Annotated in this window: 9 protein-coding genes; 6 read left to right on the forward strand and 3 right to left on the reverse strand. The window is 67.9% G+C overall.

All coding sequences use genetic code 11. The annotated features are described in order from the left end of the window. Positions 1-3: 3 nt before the first annotated feature. Positions 4-1,182, forward strand: a complete 1,179-nt coding sequence (locus tag DES47_RS11295; RefSeq protein WP_133700741.1) for a YbfB/YjiJ family MFS transporter — start codon at positions 4-6, stop codon at positions 1,180-1,182. On the opposite strand, the gene DES47_RS11300 is transcribed toward DES47_RS11295, so the two are convergent. Next, positions 1,176-2,879, reverse strand: coding sequence for a cation:proton antiporter domain-containing protein (locus tag DES47_RS11300; RefSeq protein WP_133700742.1), 1,704 nt, complete (start codon positions 2,877-2,879; stop codon positions 1,176-1,178). The genes DES47_RS11295 and DES47_RS11300 overlap by 7 nt on opposite strands. A gap of 104 nt (positions 2,880-2,983) precedes the next feature. On the opposite strand from DES47_RS11300, the gene DES47_RS11305 reads away from it, so the two are divergent. The 3 genes from DES47_RS11305 (at position 2,984) to DES47_RS11315 (ending at position 6,559) form a co-directional block, all read left to right on the forward strand. Continuing rightward, positions 2,984-4,282: an HD-GYP domain-containing protein gene (locus DES47_RS11305; RefSeq protein ID WP_133700743.1), complete on the forward strand. Its 1,299-nt coding sequence runs from the start codon at positions 2,984-2,986 to the stop codon at positions 4,280-4,282. Between the two features lie 170 nt (positions 4,283-4,452). Further along, on the forward strand, positions 4,453-5,538 hold the full coding sequence (locus DES47_RS11310) for a PEP-CTERM sorting domain-containing protein (RefSeq protein ID WP_166651963.1): 1,086 nt from the start codon (positions 4,453-4,455) through the stop codon (positions 5,536-5,538). Between the two features lie 88 nt (positions 5,539-5,626). Then, positions 5,627-6,559, forward strand: coding sequence for an amino acid ABC transporter substrate-binding protein (locus DES47_RS11315; RefSeq protein ID WP_166651964.1), 933 nt, complete (start codon positions 5,627-5,629; stop codon positions 6,557-6,559). 12 nt (positions 6,560-6,571) lie between these two features. On the opposite strand, the gene DES47_RS11320 is transcribed toward DES47_RS11315, so the two are convergent. Continuing rightward, the gene (locus tag DES47_RS11320; protein ID WP_208114958.1) at positions 6,572-7,909 is read right to left on the reverse strand and encodes a sigma-54-dependent transcriptional regulator; all 1,338 of its coding nucleotides are present in this window, start codon (positions 7,907-7,909) and stop codon (positions 6,572-6,574) included. After that, positions 7,902-9,821, reverse strand: a complete 1,920-nt coding sequence (locus tag DES47_RS11325) for a sensor histidine kinase (RefSeq protein ID WP_133700747.1) — start codon at positions 9,819-9,821, stop codon at positions 7,902-7,904. Before DES47_RS11325 ends, DES47_RS11320 begins: the two co-directional genes overlap by 8 nt. A gap of 258 nt (positions 9,822-10,079) precedes the next feature. On the opposite strand from DES47_RS11325, the gene DES47_RS11330 reads away from it, so the two are divergent. Together DES47_RS11330 and DES47_RS11335 are read left to right on the forward strand one after the other, a co-directional pair. Continuing rightward, positions 10,080-11,003: a branched-chain amino acid ABC transporter permease gene (locus tag DES47_RS11330; RefSeq protein ID WP_133700748.1), complete on the forward strand. Its 924-nt coding sequence runs from the start codon at positions 10,080-10,082 to the stop codon at positions 11,001-11,003. 11 nt (positions 11,004-11,014) lie between these two features. After that, on the forward strand, positions 11,015-11,754 hold a 740-nt coding region (locus DES47_RS11335; RefSeq protein ID WP_133700749.1), incomplete at its 3' end, for an ABC transporter permease subunit.

The following is an 11,754-nucleotide window of genomic DNA, read 5'->3' on the forward strand; positions in this document are numbered from 1 at the left end:
GGTATGAGCACCGACACCCCGCATCACCTGGCCCCATGGCAAGTCATCACCGGCGGCATCTGTGGCCTGGTGCTGACGATAGGCCTGGCGCGGTTTGCCTACACGCCGCTGCTGCCACTGATGCAGGCCCAGGCCGGCCTGAGCGACGCGGCCGGCGGCGGGCTGGCGGCGATCAACTACCTCGGCTATATGAGCGGTGCGCTGCTCGCCTCCTGGCTGGATGATGCCCGGCTGCGCCATCGCATCTATCTGGCCGGCCTCGTGCTGGCCCTGCTCAGCACGGTGCTGATGGGTCTGACCACCCACCCGCTGCTATGGGCCTTGTCGCGCTATGTCGGCGGGCTGTGCGGCGCGGCCGGCATGCTGTTCGGCTCCGGCCTGGTGCTGAACTGGTTGATGCGCGCCGGGCGCCGGCCCGAGCTGGGCCTGCACTTCATCGGCCTGGGCCTGGGCATTGTTGTTTCCGCCGTCGGCGCGATGGGCCTGAGTGCCTGGCGGCTGGACTGGGCCGGCCACTGGCTGGGGCTGGCCGCCACGGGGCTGCTGTTCCTGCTGCCGGCCTGGGGCTGGCGCCCGCCGGTGCCGCCCACGGTCAAGCCCGGCCATGGCGACGGCGCGGCGCCATCACGGCGCTGGATGGGGTTGATGATTGCCTGCTACTTCTGCGCCGGCTGGGGCTTTGTGATCAGCGCCACCTTCACCGTGGCCATCGTCGAGCGCCAGCCGCTGCTGGCGGGGCGCGGGCCGCTGGCCTGGCTGCTGGTCGGCCTGGCGGCCATGCCGGCGGTGTTTCTTTGGGATCGCATCGCGCGGCGCATCGGCGAGCTGAAGGCCCTGCTGCTGGCCTTCGGTCTGCAGACCCTGTCGGTCGTGCTGCCGGCGCTGTCGGGCTCGCTGCTGGCGGCTCTGGCCGGCGCGCTGCTCTACGGCGCCACCTTCATCGGCATCGTCAGCCTGACGCTGGCCCTGGTCGGCCGCCGCTCGCCGGCCAACCCTGGCAAGGCGATGGCACGGCTGACGCTGAGCTATGGCCTGGCCCAGATCACCGCGCCGGCCCTGGCCGGCAGCATGGCACAGGCCAGCGGCAGCTACCAGGGCGCGCTGTGGCTCACGGCGGCGGTGCTGTTGGTGGGCATGGGGCTGCTGGCCGCACTGCTGAAGGAGCCCGAACAGGCTCAGTGAGCCCGCGCCGCCAGCACCTCCCGCACCATCGCCTGAGCCAGCTCCCGCTCACCGAGGAACACGCGGCCGGCGCCGTCGGCCTGCAGGCGTTGCGCCTCTTCCTCGTTGTGGCTGCGCACCAGGGTCTGGATGCCGGGGTTGAGCGTGCGCGCGACTTCGATCATCTTGCGCACGCTGACGGTGTCGGGTGTTGCCAGCACCAGCACTCTGGCGTGGGCGATATGGGCCTGTATCAGCACCGCGGGCTCGCTGGCGTCACCCAGCACGGCCGGGATGCCGCGCTCGCGCAGGGCCTCGACGCGTTCGCGGTTGTGATCGGCCACAACGAAGGGGATGCCGGCCGCGGCCAGCGCCTCGGCGATATGCCGGCCGACCCGCCCGTAGCCGACCAGCACCACCTGGCGGGCCAGGTATTTGTCTTCGGTGGCGGCCGGCAGCTCGGCCAGCGGGTCGTCGCGGGCTTCGAGCTTGCGGGCCAGTTCCGAGCGTGCGCGGACCCAGCGCTGCGCCGGCTCGATCAGCGAGAACACCAGAGGGTTGAGCGCCATCGAGATCAGCGCGCCGGCCAGTACCAGGCTGTAGCCCTCGGTCGGCAGCAGCTTCAGTGACACGCCAAGACCTGCCAGGATGAAGGAGAACTCGCCGATCTGCGCCAGGCTGGCCGAGACGGTCAGCGCGGTGTTCAGTGGGTAACGGAACAGCAGCACCACGGCCAACGCCACCAGCGACTTGCCCAGGATGATGATGGCCACCACGGCCAGCACCTGCAGCGGGCGGTCGACCAGCACATGGGGGTCGAACAGCATGCCCACCGAGACGAAGAACAGCACGGCGAACGCATCCCGCAGCGGGAGCGACTCCTCGGCCGCACGATGGCTGAACTTGGACTCGCGCATCACCATGCCGGCGAAGAAGGCCCCCAGCGCGAACGACACGCCGAACAACGCCGCCGAGCCATAGGCGATGGTCACCGCCGCGGCGACCACGCACAGCGTGAACAGCTCGCGGGAGCCGGTCTTGGTGACCTGCCACAGCAGCCAGGGGAAGAAGCGCCGGCCGACCACCAGCATCAGGGCGATGAACAGGGCCACCTGCAGCAGGGTCTTGCCCAGGGCCAGCCAGATGGCCGCGGTGTCCGCAGGCGCCGCGGCGCCGCCCGGGGTGACACCACCCAACACTCCGGCGAGGGCCGGCAGCAGCACCAGCACCAGCACCATGGCCAGATCCTCGACGATCAGCCAGCCGATGGCGATGCGGCCGTTCATCGAATCGACAATGCCGCGGGCCTCCAGCGCCTTCAGCAGCACCACCGTGCTGGCCACCGACAGGCTCAGCCCGAACACCAGGCCGGCCCCCAGACTCCAGCCCCATATGTGGGCCACCCCCATGCCCAGGCCCGTGGCCACGGCCATCTGCGCGACCGCGCCGGGCACGGCGATCTTGCGCACGGCCATCAGATCGTCGAGCGAGAAATGCAGGCCCACACCGAACATCAGCAGCATCACGCCGATTTCGGCCAGCTGCGAGGCGATGGCCATGTCGCCGACGAAGCCGGGGGTGAACGGTCCGATCGCCACGCCGGCCATCAGATAGCCGACCAGGGCCGGCAGCTTGAGCCGCAGGGCGACGAAGCCGAGCACGAGAGCGAGGCCGAAGCCGGCGGCGAGGGTGGTGATCAGCGTGACGTCGTGCGGCATCCTGGCAGGGCTCCTGTTTGAGGGTTCTGGGCGCAGTTTGGCACAGGCAATTTCGCGGCCCGCAGCGTCGGTAAAAGTCAGACAATCCGGGCCAGGGGAACTTGATGAGCGAAGTCAATCCACATTATCTGGATCATGTCGTTGCATCGGCGGCCACGCACGATGTCGAGGTCACTCAGGACATCGTCGGGCGCAATGGCATGAAGCTGCTGGCCAAGGGCGCGCGCATCGACGCCGAGGTACGCGACCGCCTGTTGCAGCACAAGCTCAGCCGGCCGCTGGAAGACTGCGTGGCGGTGGCCGGTGGCGTCAGCGGCGAGCAGATCCGCGATACGGCGCAGGCCTTGCTCGACCGCTACCCTCTGCTGGCCGCACTCGGCGCGGATGCCCGTGCGCAGGCGGTGGCCCAGTCCCTGGGCGGGCTGAAGCTGGCGCTGCCGGTGCAGTCTCTGCTGACCGTCTATGCCGAGCACCAGCCGGATCGGTTGGAGCACTGCGTCGGCGTGGCCCTGCTGGCCATGTCGCTTGGGCGCCGGCTGAGGCCCGGCGATGTGGACAGCCATCGCCTTTTGGCCATCGCCGGCCTGCTGCATGATGTGGGCGAGCTCTATATCACCCCGGCCTATCTGCAGCGCGGCACCGATCTGCACCTGGACCAGTGGAAGCACATCGCCAGCCATCCGGTCAGCGGCCACCATGTGCTGCGCGAGATGGAGGGCGCCGGGCAGGCGGTGGCCGAGCTGGTGCTGAGCCACCATGAGCGGCTCGACGGCTTCGGTTATCCACGAGGCCTGGCGGCTGAGCAGTTCTCGACCGATGCGCAAATCCTGGCCTGTGCCGAATGGCTGATGGGGCTGATCGAGTCAGGCGCCAGCCCGGTGGCCCATGCCAGTGTGGCAACCAAGCTGATGCCCGGCGAGTTCAGCGACACCCTGCTGCAGATCGTGCGTGCTGCCAGCCGCGCCAGCGATGAGTCCAGCCATCTGGCCGACGAGGGGCGCAATCTGCACGAGGTCCTGCCGCGAGCGATACGGGTGGCCGAGGTCTTGCGGCGCTTCACTGAATCGCGGCTGCTGATACGGGCCCGTATCAGCGACACCAATCCCGAGCTCAGGGCGATGCTGGCGCTATGCGGGCAGCGCATGCAACAGCTGCAGGCGGCGTTCTCCAGTGCCGGCCTGGACCTGCACAGCCCACAGCACATCGTCCAGGAGCTGGCACCGCAGGACGCCGAGGTCGAGTTGGAGGTCGTTGCCCTGGTGCGCGAGTTCAGCTGGCGCATGCGCGAGCTCAAGCGCGCCGCCCTGCTGCGCTCCGGGCTGATGAGCGCCGCCGATCAGACCCTGGTGCAGGAAGTGATTGCCCTGCTCGAGGGTGTTGTGCACGCAGATACCCTGCGGTAGGAGGGCAAAGTACCGCGGGCGTTGCTCCACGGCAGCAGGCGGATTGCGCCACGTCAACACTGGGCCAGATTGGCGCACGGCTCCGCCAGGGGTGGACAGAATGGGTCGAGCCGTCGTGGCGCCAGGAAGGCGGCGCGGCCAGATCCTTGACCACTCTTGCAGGACCCGCCATGAAGACTTCATTCCGATCGCCCGCCAGGCCCAGCGCCTTCGCCCTCGCTGTTCTGGGCTTGGCCGCGTGCCTGCCTCAGCAGGCCGCAGCCACCGCCCCCAATCTCGGCTTCAACAGCTGGGCCCAGGTCTATGGCTATGTAAACACCAGCTACAGCAGCCCGTACTTGGGCAATGTTTCGTTCACGCTGAATGGCACCCAGGACTACCGCAGCAATTACAGCGGCTCCGGCTCGCTGACCACCGGCGTTGCGACCGCCAGCTACACGATCGAGAGCGGCCATGGTGGGCTGGACCCGATGTATGACATCGTCACCAGCAACGGCGAGTACGGCTTTCACTACGACGGTCGGGCCGAGGTTGCCTCCCTGAACCTGCGCACCCAGATGACGTCGGCGACCACCGACAGCAGCGGGCAGCGCGTCGAATCAACGCCGTACAGCTCGACCTACAGCTATGCCCAGGCGCAGTGGAGCCAGGGCTTCTACATCGGCGCCACGACCGCGCACAAGGTCGGCGACTACGGTGCCGTGCTGGTCGGGGTGACGCTGGACGGCGGCTTCCCTGCCTTGGCCAATAGCTCCGTGTTCAACAATGGCTGGACCCGTCTGCAGGCCAGCAGCAGCTTCACCGACCTGGCCGGGGTCAGTTACACCAGCAGCTTCTCCATCAACACCGACTCATCCGACAGCGGCTGGAGCGGCGCGAAGACGGTCTACAAGAAGCTGCTGTTCCAGTACGGGACACAGTTCAATATCGATCTCTGGCAGTACGCCGGCGTGGGCAACAACGGCGATGCCGACTTCTTCAACACGGGACGGGTCAGCTCCTTCGAGATTCCATTCGGCGCCACGCTCGACTCCGGAGCCTCGCAGGCCGGTCTGGGCAGCCTCGCCCAGCTCTATGGCAATGTCTACAACTCGCCCACCGTCGATGACGAGAACACCAACTGGGATTTCGGCAACGGCGGCGGCGGCTTCCACCCGCCAGTGCCCGAGCCTCAGACCTATGCCCTGCTGCTGACCGGCCTGGGGGTGTTGGGCTGGTCGGTGCGGCGCCGCCGGACGACGGTCGGCAAGGGCTGAGCCGGCCCTCAGGGCTGGACACTATTGCCGGCTTTGCGGGCTTTGCGACAATGGGTTTGATTCCATTGTCCAAGGCTCCATGCTTCCCGTGTCTCGCCCGTCCCGCCGGTTCGCGCGCCTGCTGGCCCTCGTCGTCCTGTCCTGTCCGCTGATCCAAGCGCCGTCGGCATGGGCGCAGGGCGCCGAGTCGCCGACCTTGCGCAAGCTGCTCGACACCGGCGTGCTGGCGCTGGGCTTTCGCGTCGCCTCGCCGCCGTTTTCCTACCTCGACGCCAAGCGCACGCCGGTGGGTTACTCGATCGACCTTTGCCGGCACATCGTCGAGGCGGTGAAGAAGCGCCTGGCGATGCCGGAGCTGGAAGTGAAGCTGGTGCCGGTGACCTCGGCCACGCGCATGCCCATGGTCGCCAACGGCACGGTCGATCTGGAGTGCGGCATCACCACCAACACCGTCGAACGTCAGCGCACCCAGGCCTTTTCGCTGACCACCTTTGTGGCCGAGAGCCGGCTGCTGTCCAAGCGCGCGGCGGGCATACAGGGTGTCGATGACCTGCGCGGTCTGCCGGTCAGCTCGACGATTGCCACGACCAGCATCCAGTTCCTGCACCAGCTGAACCAGACCCGTCATCTGGACATGAAGATACTGGCCGGCCTCGACGACCGCGATGCCTTCCGTATGGTGCAGACCGACCGCGCCGTGGCCTATGCGATGGACGATGTGCTCTTGCGCGTGGCCCTGGCCGGCATTGCCAATGCCGGCGAGTATGTGATCTCCGACACCGCCTATTCGGTCGAGCCCTATGCCATCGGCCTGCCACGCGACGACCCGCAGTTCAAGCAGCTTGCCGACGGCGTGCTGGCCGAGCTCTACCGCAGCGGCGAGATACTGGCCATCTACCGGCGCTGGTTTCTCGCGCCGATACCGCCCAAGGGCGTGAACCTGCAGCTGCCGCTGAGCGAGGCGTTCAAGCGGGTGATACAGCAGCCCACCGACTCGCCGGACCCGCTGCACTACCGCTAGTTCAGCGGCCGATCAGCGGTATTTGTCCAGGTCGATGGCGTGGCGGTTGAGCTTGTCGTACAGCGTCTTCTTGGCAATCCCCAGCAACTCCATGGCCGCCGGCACACGGCCCTGGGTGCGGGCCAGCGCCTGCTCGATCAAGGCCTTCTCGACCAGGTCCATCTGCTGGGCCAGGGTGGTGGCGGCGCTGTCGGCTGCGGCTGCGCCCTCCATGCTGTCCAGGGCCAGCACAAAGCGGTCGGCGGCATTGCGCACCTCGCGCACATTGCCGGGCCAGTCATGGGCCATCAGCTCGCGCAGGCGCTGCGGCGTCAGCTCAGGGGCCGGGCGGCCGTAGCGGGCGCAGGCCTGGGCGACGAAGTGCTCGAACAGCAGCGGTATGTCCTCGCGCCGCTCGCGCAGCGCCGGCAGCTGCAGCGTGGCGACATTGAGGCGGTAGTAGAGGTCGCCACGGAACTTCTGCTGCTCGCTCAACTGGCGCAGATCGGCCTTGGTGGCGGCGATGATGCGCACATTGATCGGCAGCTCATCATTGGAGCCCAGGCGCTCGATCTTGCGCTCCTGCAGGATGCGCAGGAGCTTGATCTGCAGCGCCATCGGCATCGTCTCGATCTCGTCCAGCAGCAGGGTGCCACCATTGGCATGCTCGATCTTGCCGATGCGGCGCTTGCCCGCCGAGGTGAACGCGCCCGGCTCATGGCCGAACAGCTCGCTCTCGAACAGGGCCTCGGGCAGACCGCCGCAGTTGATGGCGACGAAGTTGCGGTCGCGACGCTGGCTCTGGTCATGCAGGCAGCGAGCCACCAGCTCCTTGCCGGTGCCGGTCTCGCCGAGGATCATCACATCGGCCGAGGTGTCGGCCAGGTTCAGGATGTGGCGGCGCACCTGCTGCATCACCGCCGAATTGCCCAGCAGCACCGCCTCGATGCCGCTGCGGTGGCGCAACTGCTCGCGCATCTCGTCCAGCGCCACGCGCAGCACGCGCTTGTCCAGCGCGCGCAGCACGGTGTCGACGAAGCGCTCGGGGTCGAAGGGCTTCTCGATGAAGTCATAGGCGCCGGTGCGCATCGCCCGCACCGCCATCGCCACATCGCCATGGGCCGTGACCAGCACGACCGGAATGCCCGAATCGATGGCCACCGCATGGTCCAGCAGGGCCAGGCCGTCCATGCCGGGCAGGCGCACATCGGTGACGACCACCAGCTGGGCGCCGGGCTGGAGGTGCGGCAGCGCCTCCTCGGCCGAGCCGCAGGCGGTGACCTCCAGGCCGGCCAGCTCCAGCGTCTGCGTCAGGCTGGCGCGCACCGGCGGGTCATCCTCGACAAACAACACCTTGAAGCCGTCAAACATGCGGGTCATCCTCTTGTGCAAGCGCTAGGTCGAACTCAAATGTCATGCCGGTGCCGTCTTCGGCGCGCCGGCCCCGCAGCGTACCGCCAAACTCATGGACGATCTTCGATGAGATCACCAGGCCCAGGCCCAGACCCTCGCCGGCCGGCTTGGTGGTGAAGAAGGGTTCGAACAGGCGGGCCAGCTGGGCATCGTCGAGGCCGCAGCCGCTGTCGGTGACGCGCACCCAGACCCGCTCGCCCTCGACCGCGGCGCTGATGCTCAACTGCTTCAGCGTGGCGTCGCGCATCGCATCCAGCGCATTGGCGGCCAGATTGACCAGCACCTGCTCCAGCCGGTAGCTCTCGCAGCGCACGCGCAGGTGTCCATCGATCTCGGCGCTGAACTCCACCTGCTCGGCCTGCAGGCGATGCTCCAGCAGCTGTTGTGCGGCCTGCACGGCGGCGGCCAGCGACACCGGTCCATGGGTGGGCTCGGCCTTGCGGGCGAAGTTCTTCAGCTGGCGGGTGATGCGGCCCATCCGTTCGACCATATCGTCGATCGCGCGCAGGTTCTCGGCCACGCTGGCATGGCGCCCATGTTCCAAGAGCTGCAGGCTGTTGCGCGACAGCGCGCGCAGCGCCGTCAGCGGCTGGTTGATCTCGTGCGAGATGCCGGCCGATAGCTGGCCCAGCGCGGCCAGCTTGCCGGCCTGCATCAGCTCGTCCTCGGCCTGCAGGCGCTGGGCGATCTGGCGCTTCAGCTCCTCGTTGGTGTTGCGCAGCTCGCCGGTGCGCTCGTCGACGAGGCGTTCCAGCTGGCCATGGGCGCGCTGCAGCTCGTTCTGGGCCCGGAACAGCTGGCGCAGCGCGCGCTGGCGCGACACCAGGTACAGGGCCAGCATGCCGACGAAGGCACCGAAGGCGCCGCCGCCCCAGGCCGAGTAGCGGGCCTGCTTCCAGACCTCGGCCGGGTCCGACAGGGTCACCAGGCGCAGGCCCAGCGGCACGACGGCCCGCTCCTGGGCCAGCAGCCAGGAGCCCGGCCGCGGCTGGCCGGGCTCGGTGATAGGCAGGCGCACCAGGCTGGCGTCCAGCTGCGGTATCGGTTCGGTGTCGGCCCCCAGCGGCTGCAAGGTGCCGCCGGCATAGCGGCCGGTGGCCTGCAGCTCGGCGCGGCGGGCCGAGTCGGCCTGGCCCAGCAGGTGGTACTTCCAGCCCGGCACCGAGGACATGATGACGACGTCGTTCTCGTCCACCACCATCAGCTTCTCGGCCTGGGAGCGCAGGCCCAGGTCCACCCAGGTCGCCTCCAGCGGCCCCAGATTGAGCTTGACGACGATCAGGCCGACCCGCCGCCCGCCACGGTGCAGCGGCTGCACGAGGAAGAAGTCCACGCTGCCATTGGCGGCATTGGCGGCGAAGAAGTGGCCGGGGTTGTCGCCAAAGCTCATCGCCTGGCGGCGGGTGCTGGCGTCGGCGACGGGCTTGGTGCCGGTCTGGCTGACCGCCAAGACCTGACCCTGATCATCGGTGATGTAGCTCATGATGGCGCCGGCCCGCGCATTGATGCGCGCCAGCCGCAGTCCGGCCTGCTGACGCAGGCGCGGGTCCTCGGGCGCCTGCAGCATGGCCAGCACATCGGTGTCGATGGCGATCAGGCTGGGCAGATAGGCGTGCCGCGCCATCTCGGCTTCCAGGGTCGCGGCATAGAGCTCCAGCCGCTCGCTGGCCACCGCGGCCAGCTGGGCCATGCCGGTGCGCTCGCTCCAGCGGTAGCCGGACAGCATGCCCAGCGCAAACAGGCCCAGGCTCAGATAGGCGACGAAGCTGGGGCGGCTCAGGCGCTGGGCCAGGCGCCGGACCAGCAGCAGGAGCAGCTGCCGCAGGCTGGCGGAGAGGGGGGCGGGTTGGACGGGGTTGGGCGGCGACATCGGGCTCACAGTGTGCCCAAAGGCCGGGGCGCTGTCCTGCCAGGGCTGTGGAGGCCCCGGCGGGCGGTTGTGCCGAAGTCCGCACTGCTGCGCCGGGCCCAGTGTCGATTTCCGCACTTTCCAGCCTGCTGCTCGCACGCCGGCCCGCCAGCGGTCCTGGGTGGGCTTGGTAGTTACCCGCGGAACGTGACTTTTGGCACGTGGCTTGCAAACCCGGGAGGGTCAGGCGGCAAATCCGCTCGCAAAGGAAGCTGGGATATGGAGACTTTTTTGCAACAGATCATCAATGGTCTGGTGCTGGGCAGCATGTACGCGCTGGTCGCACTGGGCTACACGATGGTCTACGGCATCATCAACCTGATCAACTTTGCCCATGGCGAGGTGCTGATGGTCGGGGCCCTGGTCAGCTGGACCGTGGTCACCGCGCTGGCCGATAGCGGTCTGCCCGGCTGGGCGCTGATGGCGATCGCGCTGCTGTGCGCCGTCGTGGTCTGCGCCGGCCTGAACTACGCGATCGAGCGCATCGCCTACCGGCCCTTGCGCAATGCACCGCGCCTGGCGCCGCTGATCACCGCGATGGGCATGTCGCTGCTGCTGCAGACCCTGGCCATGATCGTCTGGAAGCCCAATCCCAAGCCCTTCCCGCAGCTGCTGCCGGCGCAGGCGATTGATCTGGGTGGCCCGGTCATCACGGTGACGCAGATCCTGATTCTGGTCACCACCGGCGTGATCCTGGTCAGCCTGCTGTGGTTGGTCAATCACACCAAGCTGGGCCGCGCGATGCGCGCCACCGCCGAGAACCCCCGCGTGGCGGGGCTGATGGGTGTGAAGCCCGACTCGGTGATTTCGGCCACCTTCGTCATCGGTGCGGCGCTGGCTGCCGTCGCCGGCCTGATGTGGGCGTCGAACTACGGCACGGTCCAGCATTCGATGGGCTTCATGCCCGGGCTGAAGGCCTTCACGGCCGCGGTGTTGGGCGGCATCGGCAACCTCGGCGGCGCGATGCTGGGCGGGGTGCTGCTGGGCCTGATCGAGGCCATCGGCGCCGGCTATCTGGGCGAGCTGACCGGAGGCATTCTGGGCAGCCACTATGCCGACATCTTCGCCTTTGTGGCCCTGATTCTGGTGCTCACGCTGCGCCCCTCGGGCCTGCTGGGTGAGCGCGTGGCCGACCGGGCCTGACGGAGAAAGCAATGCTGAACAACAACAGACTCTTCAAATATGCGCTGGGGGCCATAGCCCTGCTGGTGCTGCCCCTGATCGCACAGCAGTTCGGCAACGGGCCGGTGCGCATCATCGACCTGGCCCTGCTGTACGTGATGCTGGCCCTTGGCCTGAACATCGTCGTCGGCTATGCCGGTCTGCTGGACCTGGGCTATGTCGCCTTCTACGCCTTGGGCGCGTACATGTTCGCGCTCTTGGCCAGCCCGCATCTGAGCGAGAACTTCGTTGCCTTCGCGGCGATGTTCCCCAACGGTCTGCATTCGCCGCTGTGGATCGTCATCCCGGTGGGGGCGGGTCTTGCCGCCTTTGCCGGCATGCTGCTCGGTGCCCCGACACTGAAGCTTCGCGGCGACTACCTGGCCATCGTGACCCTGGGCTTTGGCGAGATCATCCGCGTGTTCCTGAACAATATGGAGCACCCGCTGAACATCACCAATGGCCCGCGCGGCATCGGCCAGATCGACGGCATCCACATCTTCGGTATCGACCTTGGCCAGCCGCGCCAGCAGTTCTTCGGCTTCGAGATTCCCTCGGTGACCCTGTACTACTACCTGTTCCTGGCCCTGGTGATCTTCAGCGTCGTGATCTGCTATCGCCTGGAAACGTCGCGCATCGGCCGCGCCTGGATGGCCATACGCGAGGACGAGATCGCCGCCAAGGCGATGGGCATCAACACCCGCAACCTGAAGCTGATGGCCTTCGGCATGGG

This window comes from Roseateles toxinivorans, assembly GCF_004362525.1.
Lineage (GTDB): Bacteria > Pseudomonadota > Gammaproteobacteria > Burkholderiales > Burkholderiaceae_C > Paucibacter > Paucibacter toxinivorans.

Bases quoted from the DNA above. Each gene is read 5' to 3' on its own strand.
- DES47_RS11295 (WP_133700741.1), top strand. From the start codon at position 4: ATGAGCACCGACACCCCGCATCACCTGGCCCCATGGCAAGTCATCACC.
- DES47_RS11300 (WP_133700742.1), bottom strand. From the start codon at position 2,879: ATGCCGCACGACGTCACGCTGATCACCACCCTCGCCGCCGGCTTCGGC.
- DES47_RS11305 (WP_133700743.1), top strand. From the start codon at position 2,984: ATGAGCGAAGTCAATCCACATTATCTGGATCATGTCGTTGCATCGGCG.
- DES47_RS11310 (WP_166651963.1), top strand. From the start codon at position 4,453: ATGAAGACTTCATTCCGATCGCCCGCCAGGCCCAGCGCCTTCGCCCTC.
- DES47_RS11320 (WP_208114958.1), bottom strand. From the start codon at position 7,909: ATGTTTGACGGCTTCAAGGTGTTGTTTGTCGAGGATGACCCGCCGGTG.
- DES47_RS11325 (WP_133700747.1), bottom strand. From the start codon at position 9,821: ATGTCGCCGCCCAACCCCGTCCAACCCGCCCCCCTCTCCGCCAGCCTG.
- DES47_RS11330 (WP_133700748.1), top strand. From the start codon at position 10,080: ATGGAGACTTTTTTGCAACAGATCATCAATGGTCTGGTGCTGGGCAGC.